We start from the raw sequence: 18,066 nt of genomic DNA, 5'->3' as shown, positions 1-18,066 counted from the left end.
TTTGTTAAATTTTTATTAATTTATAGTTAGTAGTTTTTTTGCTTACCTGACTTAGGCTTGCGCTTTTTGAGAAGACTAACAGAAGTGAGCCTTGCTTCACTCAAAAAGATACTAAATTTTACGCTAAGGAACTTTCACTGTTTCAAACTCTACCGATGATAATATCGTTCACTCAAGCTTTAGAGGGATTGACAACCAAACGAGTGTTCTTCGCTGCTCAATGTCTATAGCAGAAAGCCGTCAGCTATCAGCGACCAACTTTTTGTTTTCCTTGCTCTGACTAGGTTTCATTCACCTGAGTTGTCCCTCATCTCTCCAGGAAACCGCTATAAACACAAGCTGCTGATTTAATTAAGTAAAGATATGCAAATCAAGAATGAAATACTTGAAATACAAACGGAGCAAGGAATTTGTATTCGTAATATTACGCCTCAAATTGTAAAAATTCTTGAAGCAACCGCCTTCAAAACAGGTCAAGTTTTAGTATTTTCCCGGCACACAACAACAGCACTAGCAATTAATGAAAACGAAGAAAGATTACTAGAAGATATCAAGCGGCATTTGGGAAAGTTAGCGCCTGAGGCAGAAACGTATTTACACAACGACCTGCACTTAAGAGATGTTCCACCGGATGAGCCGATGAATGCTCATTCTCACCTCATGGCAATGACGCTGAGTACAAGTGAAGTGATTCCTGTGGTGGATGGTCAATTGGCTTTAGGGACTTGGCAATCCGTCTTGTTTTTTGAGCTGGATGGTCCCAGAAAACGGACTGTGTTTATACAGATTACGGGTGAGTAAGCTGATGTGCATTGATAGCACTTCTGGTTTGAGTGAAATAAGAGACCTAACCCAGTCAAGGTTAAGGCGCGTAGGTGGTAGGTTTTAGGGGAGAAGCTATGGTTACGGTGAACTGAAGGGCAAATAATGACGTGGCTTGTCGTCGCTAGTGAGACACAGTAATTACCAGCTTGCCAACTACCCGTTCTTGTTCACTAGTCGTATGAGCAGCAGCGACTTCAGATAAAGGATAAGTTTGCTGAATAAGCGATCGCATTTTCCCCGTTTCAATCAGTTCCTTGAGAAAGCCTAAATCCTTGCTATTCGACTGAGCGATGACCAGTTTCGCTTTCTTACCGGGTAAGAAGAATGTGAGGCAACCCTGCACTAAAGTGTCAGGCATGGGCAAGGTATCAACGTAAATCCCATTCGGCTTCAAAATCGCTTGGCAGCTAGAAAAGGATTGCTTGCCAACCGCATCCAAAATAATGTCGTACTGCCTTGTATCTTGAGTAATGTCTGTATTGGTGTAATCAATAACATGATCAGCACCTAAGGATGTCATCAACTCCAGATTCTTGGTGCTGCAAACTGCTGTCACCTCAGCACCAAGCGCCTTAGCAATTTGCACAGCAAAAGTCCCTACGCCGCCTGAACTGCCATTAATTAATACCTGGTGTCCCGACTGAATCAAACCTAAGTCTCGCAATGATTGCAAGGCAGTCGTTGCAGCAAGAGGAACTGCCGCTGCTTGTTCATAAGTCATGTTATTGGGCAATAGACAAGCTGCCCTTTCTGACACAGCCGCATATTCAGCGTAAGCGCCTCCTGGGATGGAATCGAGGTAGGCGTAGATTTCGTCACCCGCTTTGAAGCGTGTCACCCCAGCACCCACCTCTACGACAGTTCCCGCAACATCAAAGCCTAATACTAGGGGGAAATTGTAGCCTGTAAGAAGTTGAAGCTGTCCAGAGCGGATTTTCCAATCCACAGGATTAACACTGCTTGCCTGAACTTTTACTAGTATCTGCTCAGGTTTGATTCGAGGCTGTTCAATGTCTGTGTAGTTCAAGACAGAAGCCGAACCATATTGATTAATCGTGACAGCTTTCATTAACAGATCTACTCCTTTAGGCAATAATCAACTTGCGGATTGAGTCTGCCATAGTTTGGCTAGCTGTGTCTGCTGTGACGATTTCAATTTGTTCATCACTACTACTGCCCAACCCTAACTGTACGGCTCTTTGAATTTGTTCTAAATCCCAGACAGAACCGCGAGAGACAGCGTCTGTCGTACCAAGCGATCGCAAAATCCCAATCGCCACGACATCGACAGCTACACGGTCAGTTCCTGCCAAAATTACACCAGATTTGACCTTCTTGCCTGCTTCCGGCCCCCCATTCACCAGTGCTTCCACGCCATCGACTAATACCAGTGTGGGTTGATAAGCTTTATTGATTTCAGCAATCATCAAGCGTTGATGCGGTGAAGAGTGTAATTCTTGCATGTAGTTATAGGAGTTGCCAGGAACATATTTCGCAACCATCCCGACTGTGTTTTTCAGGGACAGGGTGAAATGTCCCCCAAAGCGATGTGTTTTTAAACAACAGGTGTTGACGACAGCACCCGCATCAAGAACCGGACGTGCGATCGCAAATCCTTTTTGCCAGTGGGTACCCTCAGCCGGAAAAGATTGCCAATCGTCGGCACTCATTTCATCAAACACAATCGCATTCAACCCATAACGCTCAGCTAGCTGAAATACGCCTTTTGTCTGCATCGCTTGACGAGTATCCGCCATACCGGAGCGATCGCCTATCGTAATTTGTCTAGCACCCGCGTTCTGTAATTCCTGTACTAAAGCTTCTAGCAGTTTCGTATCCGTTGCTGCCGGGGCGGGGTCAGCCGTATTGTAGTTAGGCTTGAGGAACACCGTCTGACCGGAAATTCCTTGAGGCTGGAGTAAATCCAAGGCTTTACGAGTGCCGGAAACTCGGTCTTCACTACGCACAAGGACAACCCGACTGACGTTTTGAGCCGCTGATTTAGTGTTAGGCGCAGCCGCAGGAGTTGGTGTGGCAAGTTGAGGAACTGTCGCATCTGCCGTTTCTGACGGTGATTGCACAGCACGGCAAGCTGTAGGCAGGATAGAAGCGCCTGCTGCCAGTCCAGCCATTCGCAGTATTTGGCGCCTTTTATAGTTGGAGAATGAATCAGAAGATCTCATAGGTTTATGCTAGCTAACGACTGTTAAGACAGGCATGACCAAGTTCAAGGTTCAAATATCAAGCGATTTGATTCAAGTAAGCCATAGCAGTCACCAAGGCGACTCTTGACTTTCGCCAAATACTAAAACCTTGACCCACAATCTTTTCCTTTCTGCCTTCTGCCATCTGGTAAGGCAGATGGTCAGGGGTTACAGTCCGCCTCACATCTTTTGTAATCTATGCTACTATTTAACACTTACTTCCTATTGGTTGTCGTCTCGCCTCTATTGCACAAGTTCCTAGGAGCTGAGTGCTGAAGGCTGACAGCCTTTACTCACAAGCGATCGCAGTTGCCTACTTACAATCTGATGCCCTTGTCTATTGGCTCTGTTAAGTTGGAGAAGATGAAGGGTTCAGTCTCCAAAACCTTACTTTTTGTAAAATATTTTTTTACTCTCTACCTAAGGGCTTAGCTACTGTGCTACCTTCGGGAAGAGAGTTAATTCGGTTGCAGGTTTTGTTTTCATTGACAGGCTTATTGCTTTTAGTCTTGACAGGCTTCTCTCCGAAATCTACATCTCTACACCCTTCTGATTTTGGAGAAGATCCATGTCAATTTATGTAGGCAACTTATCCTACGAGGTTACTCAAGAAGACCTCAGTGCTGTTTTTGCAGAATACGGTTCTGTAAAGCGGGTTCAGTTACCCACTGACCGCGAAACAGGTCGCTTACGCGGTTTTGGTTTCGTGGAAATGGCGACAGAAGCCGAAGAAGCAGCCGCCATTGATGCCCTTGACGGTGCTGAATGGATGGGTCGTGATCTCAAAGTTAACAAAGCCAAGCCTCGTGAAAACAGAGGTCCTGGCGGTGGTGGCGGCGGTGGTGGTGGTCGTGGCGGAAACTTCTCTCGCCGCTACTAAACCCTAAAGCTAAACTTCTCTAGCTTTGTATAACTGAAGGCAATAAAGTAGTCAGAATCGGCTGACACTTTATTGCCTTCTTTAGTTTTGTCGTCCTTTAACCACCAACAGGCAATCTAACCTTTCACGCAGACAACCTGCTTCAGTGTTGCTACAACCTCCACAAGGTCAGACTGATTAGCCATCACCTCGTCAATTGGCTTATAAGCACCCGGAATTTCATCCAAAACACCCTCATCCTTACGGCACTCAATACCTTGAGTTTGCTCAACCAAATCATCCAGTGAAAAGTGCTTCTTCGCTTTGTTACGAGACATCAAACGTCCGGCACCATGCGAACAGCTACAGTAGCTGTCATGATTACCCTTACCCTTGACGATGAATGACTTTGTCCCCATCGAACCAGGGATAATACCGTAATCTTCCTCTCGCGCCCGAACTGCACCCTTGCGCGTAACATACACGTCTTCACCAAAATGGACTTCCTTCTCGGCGTAGTTGTGATGGCAGTTTACCGAAAGCAGAGGCTTAGTTGGCTTACCCCCAGCAAGATGCTTCTCCACAATTCGTTGGAAGCGTCCCATCATCACATCGCGATTGAAACGGGCATAGTTCTGCGCCCACTGCAAATCTCGCCAGTAGGCAGTAAATTCGGGAGTCCCTGCAACAAAGTAAGCTAAATCTGGATCGGGCAAAGTAGTGTCCGCCAGTTTCGCCAATTGCTTGGCGGTGCTGATATGGTTCTGCGCTAGCATGTTGCCGATATGACGTGAACCAGAATGCAACATCAACCAGACAGCATTTTCGGTATCGAGGCAAACCTCAATAAAGTGGTTGCCGCCACCGAGGGAACCCATCTGTTTCATGGCTTTTCCCTCTAGGGACTGTACTCCAGAATGAAGTTCTTTGAAATCACGCCAACCTTGCCAGTTAGCTACAGCCTTCTCAACATCTTTGTTTTGGTTAAAGCCAACCGGGATTGCTGCTTCAATATCTAGACGAATCTGCTTGAGTTTCCCCTCCAATTGTTCAGCAACAAATGGAGTTTTGATTGCACTCATCCCACAACCAACATCCACCCCGACAGCGGCTGGGATAACAGCATCTTTGGTTGCAACAACAGAACCCACCAAGGCGCCCTTACCCAGGTGAACATCTGGCATTAGCGCCACATGCTTAAACACAAATGGCAGTGAAGCAACGTTCTTTGCCATTTTGGTTTCATCTGAGCCAAGGGAATGATTCGCCCAAGAGAGAACTGGTTTTGGTGTTGAAATTTCCAGCTTTTCGTATGGCATAAACGTTTGCCTCTAACAACATCTGTAACACACCGAATCGGTTTGCGATCGCCTTTTGGGCAGCGCTAAGGGCAATCGCTCAGCTAATTCTGGAATTACTTCTTTTATACTACATTCATACTACAAATAGCAGCAGATTTGTAACGAATTGAAAACAGTAGTAAAGCTGATTTAAGAAAGAGAAACTACATTAAAATTTGTAAAGAGGGCAAGGCTTTCTCTGGCTGCCCTGGTGAGTCAAGAGCAATCCACGCAAATCTAGGTCTACGGCTATGGCAGTTCGCAAGGATACACTTTGGGATCGTTTCTTATCTCCAATCATCCGAAGCTTTATTGATGAAGAAAAGTTGCGGCAGTTCTATGAAAGTAAGGACTGGCAAGCCGAGAGCGATCGCTTCCGTCGCCCTGATGTAACATATCCTCAGTACTACAGTAGTCAGAACTTCCACGGCATTGAGGGAGGCTACCTTAATGGTGGTGCAGCAACCTCCTATGACCCGATTACCCAATACGTGCTACCCCCTAGCGAAAAATGGGTACGTCAAGGCTTGATTGATAGCATTCAGGGAAAGCCACGAAGAATTTTGGACTTGGGCTGTGGCACGGGTTCTACTACACTGATGTTGAAGCAAGCGTTTCCTCAAGCCGAGGTAATCGGGCTAGATTTGTCACCCTATATGCTGGTGATGGCTGACCACAAAGCGAAAGCCGCAAGGTTAGATGTTCAATGGCGTCATGGCAAGGCAGAAGAGACAGGTTTCCCGGATGCCTCATTCGACTTAGTTACAGCATCCTTGTTGTTTCACGAGACACCCCCAAGCGTAACTAAGGCAATTTTACGAGAATGCTTCCGGCTACTGACGACGGGAGGGGAAGTTTTAATTTTGGACGGCAATCAGAAAACGATACGCCAAGTCGATTGGTTAACTGAAGTTTTTGAGGAACCGTACATCAAAGCTTATGCGGCTGGTAATTTAGATGCTTGGATGGGGGCAGCAGGTTTTGAAGCGGTACAAACAAAGGACGTATTTTGGGTGCAGCAGGTAACGCAAGCAATGAAACCTATCCCAGTTGAGGGTTATTCAGCAGCACAGCAGGTATCTACCAGTAAGACACTCGATGATTTTGGTTCTGAGGGCTTTCCTGCCCCTGCTTTCTAGCACAACGGCATGACTTTAAAGGCAGTTCTGTTTGATTTTAATGGCGTCATTATTAAAGATGAAGCAATTCACCAGCAGCTAATTGAAGCGATTCTGATTGAGGAAAATCTGCGCCCCTCTCCTCAGGAGTACCGGGAAATTTGTCTGGGGAGAAGCGATCGCGTTTGTCTTGCTGATATCCTCAAACGCCGAGGTAGAGTCGTTACAGACAGCTACCTCAACCAGATTATTGCCCGTAAAGCCGAAGCTTACCAGCGTCAGCTAGAAACACTGGAGAAGTTGCCTATCTATCCAGGTGTGGAAGACTTGATTTTCCAAATTCGTGTCGCGCAGTTGCCGATGGGTGTTGTCAGCGGCGCACTCCGTTGCGAGGTGGAATTGGTACTGAGTCGCGCTCAGTTGGCGCAATACTTTACAGTAATCGTAGCGGGTGACGACATTAAGGTGAGTAAGCCTGAACCGGATGGCTATCTTCTTGCCGTTGAGCAGTTAAATCAGCAGTATCCTGAGTTGAAAGCTGATGCCTCAGAATGTCTAGCAATTGAAGACACGTTCGCTGGAATTGAAGCGGCGAAACGGGCTGGAATGCAGGTGGTTGGAGTAGCAAATACCTATCCTTTTCATATGCTTCAGCGTCAGGCTAGCTGGACTGTAGATTATCTTAATGAACTCGAACTCGACCGAGTACAGCAAGTCTATTCTGGCACTACACATCAGCCTAGCCGTATGTAGGGAGTAAAGACTAATGGGGACAAGCAGGACAAGGGAGATTTTTTTTGTCTTCTTCACTAGTCATGTTCCTAAGCTGGAGTTCAATTCTATTCCTCCGGACAGATAGAGCGTACAGAAAGTGTTAAAATGAGAAACGGTCATTTAAGGTTTTAGGATTTAATCTAGAATCTGAGGTAACTAGGGGAATTAGCTCAGTTGGTAGAGCGCGGCGATCGCACCGCCGAGGTCAGGAGTTCGACTCTCCTATTCTCCACTTTTACGTTTATCAAGATAATGTACGCTTTGTTAAGAGATTTGTAACTCTTGTATCAACTTGTGTGATCTTGCCCGTGGTATCTCCAGATCAGCTATTGTAGAGAAGACAAAAGAATTCTTAAGGAATTCTTAAGTAATGCCGTGTTCTGAACGGATCACTTACACGGTCTTCAAAGACCAGTTTCCCCCAAACCCCAGCAAGCGCCAGGGTTTTTACCTAAAAAGGAGATTCTATGACTCCCACAATGCTGCGACAGTTATGGTCTTTAATTGAAACAACTCAGACCAATCTACTGCTGAAACAGGATGATGCAAGTTTGGTGCAGTGGATACTAAAGCAATTCAAGCAAAAGCGATCGCTTGATACCCAGGAAGCTGATATTATAAGCGATTACATCTACTCCCGGATATCTCTCATCCGCGATTTGGCAGCGCAACGTTAGTAGTTCAGTCAAGCCATCGATACCTCAGCCCAGCTAACTCCTCGCTTCAGCAATCGGAAAAGCGCGAGACCTTTAAGCTTGTCCTTTGTTCTATCAAGAGCCGTCCCTCAAAGGGTCTATGAAGAACTGTATAGGTTTATACCTTCTAGGGAGTCTGATAGACAAATAATATCAAGTAACGATGAAGGAATCGAAATAAGGGCAAGGGGTTCATGGGTAGATGGAGTTATTGGCGTAAAGCTGGTTCTTTGCTAGCTGCCACAGTATTTGTTGTCTCGTTGGGAGCCTGTGCTACGGGAGATCCAAAACAAGCAGCGACAACCCAAGGTAGTTCTCAAGCTCAAGCCGGAGCTTCAGGTACATTAGCGAAGATAAAAAGTCGCGGCAATCTGATTTGTGGTGTTAGCGGTCAGTTGCCTGGATTTAGTTTTGTAGATTCACAAGGGAAATACTCTGGACTGGATGTGGATGTGTGCCGTGCGATCGCGGCGGCTATCTTTAACGATCCAGAAAAAGTTGAGTACCGTAACCTCAGTGCAGCTCAACGATTTACAGCATTACAATCTGGTGAAGTAGACCTCCTGAGCCGCAACACAACTTTAACAATTAGCCGGGAGACTTCAACCGGATTAGACTTTGCCCCCGTTGTCTTTTATGACGGACAGGGCATGATGGTAAAACAGTCTAGTGGGATCAAAGACTTAAAAGGCTTAGAAGGTAAATCGGTCTGCGTTCAAACAGGGACAACAACCGAGCAAAACCTAGCTGACCAAATGCGGAAAGCTGGAGTTAAGTACACGCCGATTGTCTTTGAAGATGACAACGCTACCTTCGCCGCTTACCAAGAAGGACGCTGTGAAGGTGTCACCACAGACCGTTCTGGATTAGTATCGAAACGCTCAACATTACCGAATCCTGATGAAAATCTGGTTCTTGATGTAGTGATGTCAAAAGAACCGCTGGCTCCTGCCGTCAAACAGGGTGACTCCCAATGGACGGATGTAGTCAGGTGGGTCGTCTACAGCTTGATTCAAGCTGAAGAGTCAGGGGTTGACTCGAAAAATGTTGATCAAATTGCCTCAAGTACAACCGACCCTGAAGTGAAGCGTCTCTTGGGTACAGAAGGAGATTTGGGTAAAGGGTTGGGACTTGAAAATAACTTTGCTGTTCAGGCGATTAAAGCAGCAGGTAACTACGGCGAGATTTATGAACGCAACCTTGGTGAGAGTACACCTTTCAAGCTAGAGCGTGGACAAAACGACCTCTGGAGTAAGGGTGGCTTGATGTATTCCCCACCGTTCCGCTAAGGTAAGCACGATGACTACACAATCGTCTCGTGGAAATTCACTAGGGTTGTCTGATTTTAAGAACTTTTCAACCCTAGTACGGGATAGCCGCTTCTGGAAGTTAGCTGGACAGGTTATTGCCATCGTTGCCGTTGGATTGTTTTTTGCCCTTCTCTGGCACAATCTCAACTTTAATTTGCAGCGGTTGGGTATCCAGTTTGGCTATGGTTTTTTAGAAAGCCAAGCCTCTTTTGATATTGGTGAAAGTCTTATTTCCTTTAGCCCTTCTGATAGCTTTGGTAAAGCGATGTTGGTGGGGTTGGTTAATACGTTACGGGTGTCGGTAATTGGCATAATCCTCGCGACACTTGTGGGATTAGTTGTTGGTGTTGCGCGTTTATCTGATAACTGGTTAATTCGCAAGTTGGCGCTAGTTTATGTCGAGGTAATCCGGAACACTCCATTACTGTTGCAACTATTCTTCTGGTATTTTGCTGTTTTCTTTCAATTGCCCTCGCTTGATGCTCAAACAACGCCATCATCGGTTCCCTTTTACTTTACAAAGCGTGGCATGGCTGTCCCTTGGCTTTATCCAACATCGGGGACGGGAATTTGGATTGTCTTGCTGGCAATAGGGATTCTTGCTGCTGCATGGCTCACGCGCTGGCGTACCCGCCTTAGGGTAGAACAAGGCATCCCTAGCCAATCATGGCTTTGGTCTGGAGGAGCGATCGCGCTCACGTCCCTCCTTGCTTTGATTATTACCAGGAGGGCACCATTCAATGCGAGTATTCCTGTAATTCAAGGCACACAGATTCAGGGTGGATTACAACTCTCTCCAGAGATTGCGGCCTTACTGGCAGGATTGACATTCTTTACTGCCAGTTTTATCGCTGAAATTGTCCGTGCCGGAATTCAAGCAGTACCAAAAGGGCAAGGGGAAGCTGCACGCGCTTTGGGGCTGAAATCTGGAATCATCACGCGACGGGTAATTTTACCCCAAGCCTTACGAGTGATTGTGCCACCTTTGACGAGCCAGTACCTGAACTTAGCAAAGAATTCAAGTTTAGCGATCGCCATTGGCTTCCCTGATCTCTATGCCGTCTCATACACAACAGTTAATCAGACAGGTCGTGCGGTAGAAGTTTTTCTGATCATCGCCGGGACTTACCTCACAATCAGTCTGACAATTTCCCTACTCATGAACCTGTATAACCGCACCGTACAAATTAAAGAACGGTAAATCTCAGTGGTTGGTCATAAGCAGCTATTTAACAACTAACAACTAATAACCAACAACTAACAATGACCCTTGAAATGGCTCCCCCAGCCAGCGTAAGACCAACACCCTGGAACTGGGCGCGGAAAAATTTATTTAGTACTTGGTACAACGTTATCCTGAGCGTTGTCTTCCTGTTAGTAGTATTTCAGGCAATCCGTAGCTTGCTTGTGTGGTCACTGACACAGGCAAAATGGGCTGTGGTCAGCAATAACTTGAGGCTATATTTTGCGGGTCGCTTTCCTGTAGATTCAATTTGGCGCCTGTGGGTCATCTTGGCAATCATCACCTTCCTGGGTGGTCTAACGTGGGGGAATCTCCAAAGGCAATCTCGCCCTTGGAGTCGTCCTATCTTGATTGGGTTTGCGATCGCTGTTGCCTTAGTTTTGATCTCACCGATCGGATTGAATGCTCGCCTCATCCTCTGCGGACAGATTGCGCTTGTGGCAGTTGGCTATTGGCTGGGACGACAGCTTGATATCAAATTTAGCCGTTGGTTACCCCTGCTGTGGGTTCTCTCTATTCCAGTTGTCTTCTGGTTGCTCAAAGGCGGCTTGGGTTTGAAAAGTATTTCAACGGGTGATTGGACTGGCTTAGTACTGACCTTATTGACAGCCGTTCTTAGTATTACCCTATCGTTTCCCCTAGGAGTTTTACTCGCTCTTGGACGCCAAAGTGCGCTCCCGGTAGTCCGTTTGCTTTCAACTCTCTATATTGAAATCGTTCGGGGAGTACCATTAATCGGCATTCTCTTTCTCGGTATGGTGATGCTGCCGTTTTTCCTGCCACCCGAACTCAGCCAGGTGGATCGAGTGTTAAGAGCGATAACGGCGCTGACTTTATTTAGTGCTGCTTACATAGCAGAAGATGTAAGAGGGGGTCTACAATCCGTACCCCGTGGACAGGGAGAAGCTGCACGGTCACTGGGTTTAAGTGCGCCCTTGGTTGTTCTCCTGATTGTGCTACCTCAAGCGATCCGAGCCGTGATTCCAGCACTTGTAGGAACGTTTTTGGGATTGTTTAAAGACACGTCCCTACTTGCTATTTTTGGATTTTTAGAGTTGTTTGGAGTTTCCCGTACCATCCTTGCCAACCCAGAATACATTGGGCGTTACGCTCCAGTTTATTTTTTCATTGGCTTAATTTACTGGATTTTCTGTTATGCAATGTCAACTGCTAGTCGGCGCCTCGAAGCCAGTTTGAATGTCGGTCAGCGTTAGAGTTTATTTTAGGGACTGGTGATTGGGAAGGACTCTCAATAACCTATTCCTATTCACCAGTCACTACATCACTAATTAGGTAAAAAATTATGGAAGAGCAGCAAGCCAATCTAGTTTTAGATGATTCCCAGTTAACCGCTCAAGAGCAAGTAATCATCGCGACAGATGTCCACAAGTGGTACGGTCAGTTTCACGTCCTCAAGGGTGTGAGCATGACAGTGCATCGTGGGGAAGTTGTCGTTGTAATGGGTCCCTCTGGTTCTGGAAAATCTACGTTTATCCGCACATTTAATGCTTTAGAGGAATTCCAACAAGGAAAAATCGTCATTGATGGGATCGAACTTTCCCATGATTTGCGTAACATTGATGCAATTCGACGGGAAGTGGGGATGGTGTTTCAGCAATTCAACTTATTTCCACACCTGACTGTGCTAGAAAATGTCACCTTAGCGCCGATCTGGGTACGGCGACAGAAAAAGGCACAAGCGGAAGAAAACGCAATGAAGCTGCTGGAGAAAGTGGGAATTTTGGCACAGGCGAAGAAGTTCCCCGGTCAGCTATCGGGAGGGCAACAGCAACGGGTTGCGATCGCACGCGCCTTAGCGATGCAACCCAAGATTATGCTATTTGATGAGCCGACTTCTGCCCTTGATCCAGAGATGGTAAGGGAAGTGCTTGATACAATGCGATCGCTTGCTCAGAGCGGGATGACAATGGTTGTTGTTACTCATGAAGTTGGTTTTGCCCGTGAAGTAGCTGATCGAATTGTCCTCATGGACGGTGGTGTGTTGGTGGAAGAAGCAAAACCAACAGAATTCTTCCAGAATCCCAGAGAAGAACGGACTCGTAAGTTCCTATCTCAAATTCTCTAGCTATCTAAGGTTTGAGAGATAAAGACACCTTAATCTTTTCAGTCCTTGTCACTGTGTAAATTTTCCATACATTACGCAGTTAGCTTAAGCCTGACAGCAATTTTCTTTTTAAAAGCGTAATTTGTACCTAGATTATGGGGTGTTTGAGTACGAATGAAGAAGCACAAGCCCCTGTAAGCGTTACTTACACTGAATTTCAACAATTATTTCAAACCAAACTACATCCTCAGAATCTAGGATACAACTCGTAATAGGTATTTATAGCAGTCGCCAAGGTGATTAGGACTTGCGCTAAATACTGAAACCTTTGCCAGTCAATCTTTTCCCTTCTGCCTTCTGCCCTCTGCCCTTTGCTATATTGCTCCGAAATTAGGCAGCCAAAACAGAGATGCTTAATCATTGGAGAAAGTCCCGACCCTTGGCAACAGTGCTTCTCTTAGCTATGGTTAGCTTAGAGATGGAGATTGTCTGCTAAGCTAATGTGCATTTAAACTACACATTGAATTTAGTTAGTTTTTGTTCACTACTAACTGTTGCCCGTTGTCACTCAACAGTTAAGAGTCAACGCATAGGGATTACTTAAAGCAAGTAAGTTAAATGCGAGAGCAGATAATCTATATTGTGTTCAATAATGTGCTTATTCTAAAGAGGGAGTTTCTTCTTTAAGGTGTCAGTTTTGTCTAGATTTCACAGAAGTATTAGCTAGTGTACAAAATTCATTTTGTTTATCATTCAATTCGAGGCTCTGATGCTGTAGGAAAGCCCGATGAAAACATGGATTGGTTCGCAACTTACCCGATTATTCCTAGGGTTGGAGATTGTATTGGCTTAGGTTCTTATTGGTTTAGGGTTGATGAGGTTTTCCTTTATAGCCAACAGCAGTCTGCTAATGAAGTGCCTGCACTGATTAACTGTTCCTATTATGGATCGAGTCAAAGTTTTAATAAATAGTAAGCTGAGGTGAGTTTAAGAATAGGGGAAGGTAAACGCTAAAAGAAATTTCCTTTGCCTTTGCGTTTAACCAACAGGAACAGAGCAAAGAAAACAAAAAAACTGATAGCTGATAGCTGACTGCTAACCGCTATAAATGCATATTAGCCAAGCAATGAAACTCTCACTGGGCTGGAGGAAAATCTTGTGGTGGTATCTCCTCATAAGGAGATGCGGGTGGATTCTCCTGGGCATGAGAGAGCATTCCTGATACTAAGTTATAAGCAAAATAGGAGGGGACAACAACCATCAGGACAGCAGCGATCGCACCTACCCAAGTTAGGGGTGTCAACGAAGAGCCGTAATGACTGCGATACGGGTCATAAGAAAGCTGTTTGACATCTAAGACATTACGTAAAGCAATTAGTCGCTTAAAGCGTACTCGTCGGTCATCCAGTTTTTCTAGCAAAATCCAGCCAGACATTGCCTCTTCTTCACATAGCTTTTGAAGAACGGCTGGGTTACGAAATAAGTCACGGCTGGCTCGCACAATCTTGAATTCCCAGCCAACAAGCTGTGGGTCTGTAGAAGCTTCATGCGGGCGGTTAGAGTAATCAACCTTGCCATTGTGTTGTGCCGTCTTTGCCCCTGGAAAGTCTTCTTTTGATTCAAAACACGTCAAAATTTCTTCCTCCTCCTGCTGTTGCTGACTGTTAACAACTTGCCGCCAGCGCAGCAATCCACTCACCACTACCGCCTGCCAACCAACATTGCCGACCAACAAGCTCCAAATCGTTATTTCGAGCATTATTTATGCTGCTTTTTGTCTCAAATTCATAACGCCGCCTTATCTCTCTCCTGCCTCATCCGTGTTATTTTGCCAAGGCAAATAGCCTTCAATGACATAATCTGACCCCAGTTGTCGCCAAGTGACACTTTCTAACGTCAGAGCTTCTGTCATCGTTGCAAATCCTAAATCCCCGACTGGCGAGGGAGCTACCTTGCCGCCGACGATTTTCGGAGCAATGAAAGCAAGAACTTTTTGCACAGCGCCATCCGCGATCGCACTTGCTGCTAAAGTTCCGCCACATTCCCATAACACACTCGAAAGTTGCCGCTCATACAAATAAGTCATTACCTGTCGAGGAGTTAGGGGCGTCAGTTCCACTACCTCCACACCCTTTTTCACTAACTGTTGCTGCAAATCCGGATTAGCTCTTGGCTCAGTCAAGATTAAGGTAGGGGCATCAACGGTGTGCCAGAGATGAGCATCTGCTGGTAGGTCAAACGTGCGACTCATGACGATTCGCAGTGGGTTGTGAGCATCGGGATGATGGCTGGTTAGGTAAGGATTATCTTGACGCACCGTATTACCACCAACAATTACCGCATCACAAGCTGCCCGGAGTTGATGCACATGCGATCGCGCCTCTTTACCCGTAACCCAAGTGCTATGACCGCTGATCGTAGCAATTTTGCCGTCTAAGGTCATCGCATACTTCAAAATTCCCAAAGGACGCTTGTAGAGAATGCGATGAATAAAGGCTTCATTAAGCTGACGGCAAGCCGCTTCTTCGACTCCTACCACAACCTCAATCCCTGCGGCACGTAATCGCTCAATTCCTCCCCCGGATACCCGTGGATCAGGGTCAACCATCCCGACTACGACCTTACCTACACCTGCCGCCACTAATCCTTCTGAACAAGGAGGCGTTCGTCCGTAGTGATTGCAAGGTTCCAGATTGACATAAATCGTCGCTCCTTTCGCCTTTTCACCTGCTTCCCGCAGCGCAAAGACTTCCGCATGGGGTTGACCCGCACCCGGATGAAACCCTTCTCCCACAATCTCACCATTCTGGACAATCACAGAACCGACGAGGGGATTAGGACTTGTTCGTCCGAGGGCGCGGTGGGCAAGTTCGATGCACCGTTGCATCATGGTGCGATCAAATGCAGTTGAAGGATCGGACGGTGGTGACGCTTGGGGAGAATTAGGTTGGGCGTCTAGGGAAGAGTTTTCCATTAATCTTCTACTGTGCTGGTTACCCCTGAGTTTAATAAATCAGGACATTGCAAGCCTATATTAGTTGCCTACTTCTCAGATTGGTGTGACCCTGGAAAACTTTAGAGGCGTTCCTTATTATCACGCACGTTCAGTGAGCCTAGATTTTAGTTTTGAGGGGTATAGCGAACCTATCAGGTTCTCCAGATGCTGCCTTCAACTAGTAAGAAGCGCGATCGCTCTTGTTCACATACTATTGTTGATGCAAACTTTTTGTCACAACCTATAGAAGCTTTCTGATGTACAAAAAATTCAACAATAAGCTTAAATTCATATTGATAGCTGGTATTTTCTTGAGCGCGTTGCTGTCGGGAACAGCCGCGATAGCTGCTCAAGAAAGTGACTTAGTAAGTTTATTTAGCCCACCTGAGGTTGTGGTGAATTCCAGCTACATCAGCCCGCTAGTGGAACTGTTTGGCAATGTCTCTATAGGGAAAAACGTCTTCGTTGCAAGCAATACTATCCTACGTGCAGACCCGGAAACCCGTGTTTGTATTGGCAATGAAACCAACCTCCAAGACAATATCCTTTTTTTAGCAGTAGCTAATACCCCAGCCCCAGTAACACCATGCGGGGCACGATCAAGTAGTACTGGGGAGCGAGTGAGTATCGCCCACCAAGCCAACATCAAGAACTCAAGCATTGGTAACTTTACCTTCGTGGGTTTCCGTTCCCGTCTTAACAATGTAGTGCTAGAAGACGGTGCCTTTGTGCTGCACGGGGCAACTCTCTCGAATGTGAGAATTGGCAAAGATCGCTTAGTGCCAATTGGGGCAGTCATCACAAATCAAGCCCAAGCGGATACCTTACCCCTAAAAATAGAAGCCAACTCCAAATTCCAAAATGAAGTCCTGGAGGTGAATGAGGAGTTTGCCGAACACTATGGCGAACTCTATGAGGAAGAGGGGTTTGAGTTGGTGACTGGGGCAAGCCGTGCGCCAAAGACTTCCTGGAATCCTAATCCTATTAGTCCTACCCTTGGTGAGAACGTGCGGCTTGATGAATTTGTGCGGCTCGTTGGAGATGTGCGGTTGGGTAGTAATAGTGTTGTAGGAGAGCGCACAGCGATTCGTGCTGATGAAGGCTCACCGATTATTATTGGTGAAAATGCAGAGATTGAGGATCGAGTAACCTTCCATGCTCTCAAAGGTACGAGCATCCGCATCGGTAAGAACCTAAACACCGACGATAACATCGTGTTTCACGGACCCCTCGAAGTTGGTGACAACCTAACGATTGATGATGATGCCGTATTATTCCGCTCCAAGGTAGGCAACAACGTAACTATCGGCACTAGGGCGCTAGTCGTTGATGTGACACTGCGTGACGGTGTGCAAGTACCAGAGGGAGCCGTGATTACAACGCAGGAACAAGCAGATGCCTTGATGTAAATTGTAAGTAGGTCGGCATTAATATTTGTCGTTGAGGCAAGACAGAAAGCAGAAGGATTTTAGCCTGTTAACCTTTGTTGACATACCTTCGTTTATTTTTGCCTACCTACTTATTCAATAGCATCAGGGTCAACGCCGAGCGATCGCAACTTTGCTTTCAACTGTTCTACCTGCGATTCTGCTTGTTCAGCACGTTGGCGTTCCTGTTCAGCACGCTGGCGTTCCTGTTGTGCTTGTTTCTCTGCCTGCTGACGAGCTAAAACTTCTTGCCGTAGCGTCTGTGCCAGTTCATCAGGAATGAGCAGTTTTTCCCCCGTATCCTCACGGGTAAAACTGATCAACCTTCCCTCAACCTGTAACCGTAGCTGTAGAGGCTCACTGCGATTATCCTGAATTGGTTCGTAAGCGTCTCCTCTTAGTCGATAGCCACGCAACTGTTCTTTTACCCACTCGCCCTTAGGGTCAAATAGCCAATATTCTTTTACCCCTAACTGCTCATACAGCGTCTTCTTGAACACCTGATCTTGCTCTTTTGTCCCACCCGATGTCATCTCAAAAATCACACTGGGTACTTGCCCCTCTTGCCAGGTTTTGTAGTTGTCTCGACCACCTGGTGCCACGTCAAAGATTACCATTACATCTGGGGCAACCCGTAACTTAGGAAAGCCTTGAGCATAGTAAAGAAATTGATTGCCCAAAACTGTTGCCTGACAACCTGCTAGATATTGTTTCAGGACTTCTAAAGTAGTCAGTAAGGCATAGAGGTGGTCGTAGGTTTCCGCCACAGGTTCACCATCGGCACTGGGGTAGAAGGGTTCTGTTTCGACGACAGGGACTGTGGCTGTCATGGTTGGAGAGGAGAGAGCTACTCATCTATTTTAGTATCCTGAATAGTACTCAATAAAATCCCTAAAATCTTATTAGCATTACCGACAGGATAATTGCTTAAATCAATAGATACAAGTTTACCTTCTAACTTCAAGAACTTCCAAAGTTCTCCCGTTGTCACCACCCCATAAATTGGTTGGATATCGTTTCCTTCCCGTTCATTAAACAATTGTGCAGCAATCATTTCGGCAACACACTGTCCTAAGCCAGATTTAATATTATCATTTTGGTTCTTCAGTACTTAGTATGCTAAATATATAGCGAAACAAGAAAAGAAGAGATAAATTTAGTGTATCTAAGAGTGAGCAAACCCTGACTGACATTGACAGATGAGGCGCATT

Annotated in this window: 18 protein-coding genes and 1 tRNA gene; 11 read left to right on the top strand and 8 right to left on the bottom strand. The window is 46.1% G+C overall.

Annotated features, from left to right (window positions below):
* Positions 1 to 363: 363 nt before the first annotated feature.
* Positions 364 to 801, top strand: a complete 438-nt coding sequence (locus H6F98_RS18020) for a secondary thiamine-phosphate synthase enzyme YjbQ (protein ID WP_192220083.1) — start codon at positions 364 to 366, stop codon at positions 799 to 801.
* A 145-nt stretch (positions 802 to 946) separates the two neighbouring features.
* Here the strand turns inward: H6F98_RS18020 and H6F98_RS18015 are convergent, their stop codons facing one another.
* The 3 genes from H6F98_RS18015 to H6F98_RS18005 form a co-directional block, all read right to left on the bottom strand.
* Entirely contained in the window at positions 947 to 1,894 is a 948-nt protein-coding gene (locus H6F98_RS18015) for an NAD(P)-dependent alcohol dehydrogenase (protein WP_192220082.1), read from the bottom strand.
* A gap of 16 nt (positions 1,895 to 1,910) precedes the next feature.
* Positions 1,911 to 2,957 (bottom strand): DUF362 domain-containing protein, encoded by a 1,047-nt coding sequence (locus tag H6F98_RS18010; RefSeq protein WP_242058594.1) that lies wholly within the window; start codon positions 2,955 to 2,957, stop codon positions 1,911 to 1,913.
* A gap of 109 nt (positions 2,958 to 3,066) precedes the next feature.
* Positions 3,067 to 3,213: a hypothetical protein gene (locus H6F98_RS18005; RefSeq protein ID WP_192220080.1), complete on the bottom strand. Its 147-nt coding sequence runs from the start codon at positions 3,211 to 3,213 to the stop codon at positions 3,067 to 3,069.
* A 384-nt stretch (positions 3,214 to 3,597) separates the two neighbouring features.
* On the opposite strand from H6F98_RS18005, the gene H6F98_RS18000 reads away from it, so the two are divergent.
* Positions 3,598 to 3,909, top strand: coding sequence for an RNA-binding protein (locus H6F98_RS18000; RefSeq protein WP_192220079.1), 312 nt, complete (start codon positions 3,598 to 3,600; stop codon positions 3,907 to 3,909).
* Positions 3,910 to 4,025: 116 nt separating this feature from the next.
* On the opposite strand, the gene H6F98_RS17995 is transcribed toward H6F98_RS18000, so the two are convergent.
* Positions 4,026 to 5,207, bottom strand: coding sequence for an RtcB family protein (locus H6F98_RS17995; RefSeq protein WP_192220078.1), 1,182 nt, complete (start codon positions 5,205 to 5,207; stop codon positions 4,026 to 4,028).
* A gap of 272 nt (positions 5,208 to 5,479) precedes the next feature.
* Between H6F98_RS17995 and H6F98_RS17990 the strand changes: the two genes are divergently transcribed.
* The 8 genes from H6F98_RS17990 (at position 5,480) to H6F98_RS17955 (ending at position 12,454) form a co-directional block, all read left to right on the top strand.
* On the top strand, positions 5,480 to 6,367 hold the full coding sequence (locus tag H6F98_RS17990; RefSeq protein WP_192220077.1) for a class I SAM-dependent methyltransferase: 888 nt from the start codon (positions 5,480 to 5,482) through the stop codon (positions 6,365 to 6,367).
* A gap of 9 nt (positions 6,368 to 6,376) precedes the next feature.
* Entirely contained in the window at positions 6,377 to 7,099 is a 723-nt protein-coding gene (locus H6F98_RS17985) for an HAD family phosphatase (protein WP_192220076.1), read from the top strand.
* 180 nt (positions 7,100 to 7,279) lie between these two features.
* Positions 7,280 to 7,352: transfer RNA gene (locus tag H6F98_RS17980), tRNA-Ala, on the top strand.
* A gap of 235 nt (positions 7,353 to 7,587) precedes the next feature.
* On the top strand, positions 7,588 to 7,797 hold the full coding sequence (locus H6F98_RS17975; RefSeq protein ID WP_192220075.1) for a hypothetical protein: 210 nt from the start codon (positions 7,588 to 7,590) through the stop codon (positions 7,795 to 7,797).
* 212 nt (positions 7,798 to 8,009) lie between these two features.
* Positions 8,010 to 9,104: an amino acid ABC transporter substrate-binding protein gene (locus H6F98_RS17970; RefSeq protein ID WP_192220074.1), complete on the top strand. Its 1,095-nt coding sequence runs from the start codon at positions 8,010 to 8,012 to the stop codon at positions 9,102 to 9,104.
* 10 nt (positions 9,105 to 9,114) lie between these two features.
* Positions 9,115 to 10,326 carry an amino acid ABC transporter permease gene (locus tag H6F98_RS17965; protein WP_192220073.1) on the top strand — a complete coding sequence of 404 codons (1,212 nt, stop codon included), beginning with the start codon at positions 9,115 to 9,117 and terminating at the stop codon, positions 10,324 to 10,326.
* A gap of 62 nt (positions 10,327 to 10,388) precedes the next feature.
* On the top strand, positions 10,389 to 11,582 hold the full coding sequence (locus H6F98_RS17960) for an amino acid ABC transporter permease (protein ID WP_192220072.1): 1,194 nt from the start codon (positions 10,389 to 10,391) through the stop codon (positions 11,580 to 11,582).
* An 89-nt stretch (positions 11,583 to 11,671) separates the two neighbouring features.
* Positions 11,672 to 12,454, top strand: a complete 783-nt coding sequence (locus H6F98_RS17955; protein WP_192220071.1) for an amino acid ABC transporter ATP-binding protein — start codon at positions 11,672 to 11,674, stop codon at positions 12,452 to 12,454.
* 1,114 nt (positions 12,455 to 13,568) lie between these two features.
* Here H6F98_RS17955 and H6F98_RS17950 read toward each other — a convergent pair.
* Positions 13,569 to 14,192, bottom strand: a complete 624-nt coding sequence (locus H6F98_RS17950) for a hypothetical protein (RefSeq protein ID WP_192220070.1) — start codon at positions 14,190 to 14,192, stop codon at positions 13,569 to 13,571.
* A 39-nt stretch (positions 14,193 to 14,231) separates the two neighbouring features.
* Positions 14,232 to 15,407: a bifunctional diaminohydroxyphosphoribosylaminopyrimidine deaminase/5-amino-6-(5-phosphoribosylamino)uracil reductase RibD gene (ribD, locus tag H6F98_RS17945; RefSeq protein ID WP_192220069.1), complete on the bottom strand. Its 1,176-nt coding sequence runs from the start codon at positions 15,405 to 15,407 to the stop codon at positions 14,232 to 14,234.
* A 314-nt stretch (positions 15,408 to 15,721) separates the two neighbouring features.
* Here ribD and H6F98_RS17940 point away from each other — a divergent pair, with 314 nt between their 5' ends.
* Positions 15,722 to 16,837 carry a hypothetical protein gene (locus H6F98_RS17940; protein ID WP_206759659.1) on the top strand — a complete coding sequence of 372 codons (1,116 nt, stop codon included), beginning with the start codon at positions 15,722 to 15,724 and terminating at the stop codon, positions 16,835 to 16,837.
* A gap of 110 nt (positions 16,838 to 16,947) precedes the next feature.
* Here the strand turns inward: H6F98_RS17940 and H6F98_RS17935 are convergent, their stop codons facing one another.
* A complete protein-coding gene (locus H6F98_RS17935) occupies positions 16,948 to 17,685 on the bottom strand; it encodes a Uma2 family endonuclease (protein ID WP_192220067.1) in 738 nt (245 codons plus the stop codon).
* 17 nt (positions 17,686 to 17,702) lie between these two features.
* Positions 17,703 to 17,909 (bottom strand): hypothetical protein, encoded by a 207-nt coding sequence (locus H6F98_RS17930; protein ID WP_192220066.1) that lies wholly within the window; start codon positions 17,907 to 17,909, stop codon positions 17,703 to 17,705.
* Positions 17,910 to 18,066 lie beyond the last annotated feature (157 nt).

Source organism: Microcoleus sp. FACHB-SPT15, from assembly GCF_014849525.1.
GTDB lineage: Bacteria > Cyanobacteriota > Cyanobacteriia > Cyanobacteriales > Coleofasciculaceae > Symplocastrum > Symplocastrum torsivum.
The sequence above is the reverse complement of the archived record's forward strand: the minus strand, read 5'-3'. Positions and strand labels throughout refer to the sequence as shown.

What these genes read in the sequence shown, in the direction of transcription:
- H6F98_RS18020 (WP_192220083.1), top strand. Translation starts at nt 364, where the DNA reads ATGCAAATCAAGAATGAAATACTTGAAATACAAACGGAGCAAGGAATT.
- H6F98_RS18015 (WP_192220082.1), bottom strand. Translation starts at nt 1,894, where the DNA reads ATGAAAGCTGTCACGATTAATCAATATGGTTCGGCTTCTGTCTTGAAC.
- H6F98_RS18010 (WP_242058594.1), bottom strand. Translation starts at nt 2,957, where the DNA reads ATGGCTGGACTGGCAGCAGGCGCTTCTATCCTGCCTACAGCTTGCCGT.
- H6F98_RS18000 (WP_192220079.1), top strand. Translation starts at nt 3,598, where the DNA reads ATGTCAATTTATGTAGGCAACTTATCCTACGAGGTTACTCAAGAAGAC.
- H6F98_RS17995 (WP_192220078.1), bottom strand. Translation starts at nt 5,207, where the DNA reads ATGCCATACGAAAAGCTGGAAATTTCAACACCAAAACCAGTTCTCTCT.
- H6F98_RS17990 (WP_192220077.1), top strand. Translation starts at nt 5,480, where the DNA reads ATGGCAGTTCGCAAGGATACACTTTGGGATCGTTTCTTATCTCCAATC.
- H6F98_RS17985 (WP_192220076.1), top strand. Translation starts at nt 6,377, where the DNA reads ATGACTTTAAAGGCAGTTCTGTTTGATTTTAATGGCGTCATTATTAAA.
- H6F98_RS17975 (WP_192220075.1), top strand. Translation starts at nt 7,588, where the DNA reads ATGACTCCCACAATGCTGCGACAGTTATGGTCTTTAATTGAAACAACT.
- H6F98_RS17970 (WP_192220074.1), top strand. Translation starts at nt 8,010, where the DNA reads ATGGGTAGATGGAGTTATTGGCGTAAAGCTGGTTCTTTGCTAGCTGCC.
- H6F98_RS17965 (WP_192220073.1), top strand. Translation starts at nt 9,115, where the DNA reads ATGACTACACAATCGTCTCGTGGAAATTCACTAGGGTTGTCTGATTTT.
- H6F98_RS17960 (WP_192220072.1), top strand. Translation starts at nt 10,389, where the DNA reads ATGACCCTTGAAATGGCTCCCCCAGCCAGCGTAAGACCAACACCCTGG.
- H6F98_RS17955 (WP_192220071.1), top strand. Translation starts at nt 11,672, where the DNA reads ATGGAAGAGCAGCAAGCCAATCTAGTTTTAGATGATTCCCAGTTAACC.
- H6F98_RS17950 (WP_192220070.1), bottom strand. Translation starts at nt 14,192, where the DNA reads ATGCTCGAAATAACGATTTGGAGCTTGTTGGTCGGCAATGTTGGTTGG.
- ribD (WP_192220069.1), bottom strand. Translation starts at nt 15,407, where the DNA reads ATGGAAAACTCTTCCCTAGACGCCCAACCTAATTCTCCCCAAGCGTCA.
- H6F98_RS17935 (WP_192220067.1), bottom strand. Translation starts at nt 17,685, where the DNA reads ATGACAGCCACAGTCCCTGTCGTCGAAACAGAACCCTTCTACCCCAGT.
- H6F98_RS17930 (WP_192220066.1), bottom strand. Translation starts at nt 17,909, where the DNA reads ATGATTGCTGCACAATTGTTTAATGAACGGGAAGGAAACGATATCCAA.